The organism is Mediterraneibacter sp. 210702-DFI.5.30, from assembly GCF_020560115.1.
GTDB classification, from domain to species: Bacteria; Bacillota; Clostridia; order Lachnospirales; family Lachnospiraceae; genus Mediterraneibacter; species Mediterraneibacter faecis.
The window spans coordinates 1-207 of the sequence record NZ_JAJCME010000297.1 but is presented as its reverse complement, the minus strand read 5'-3'; the positions used below and the strand labels follow the sequence as shown (position 1 = coordinate 207).

Sequence of the window (207 nt, the reverse complement as noted above, 5' to 3'; positions counted from 1 at the left end):
AATCAATTGGAACGTGCTCGGCCATGCCTAACGCGCGTTTAAACAATGCTAGATCGGTCTGCACTAATTGAGTAACGGCAGGGTGCTGGACCTTGACGACGACTTTCGTGCCATCAAAAAGCGTGGCATGATGCGTTTGTCCAATTGAAGCTGAGGCAAAAGGCGTCTGATCGAATGTCTGAAAAACATCTTCAATCCGCTTGCCGG

1 protein-coding gene is annotated in these 207 nt (G+C 49.3%); it reads right to left on the bottom strand.

The window, feature by feature from the left end; all coding sequences use genetic code 11:
- On the bottom strand, positions 1-207 hold a 207-nt coding region (locus tag LI126_RS15615), incomplete at both ends, for an AarF/UbiB family protein (protein ID WP_255651258.1).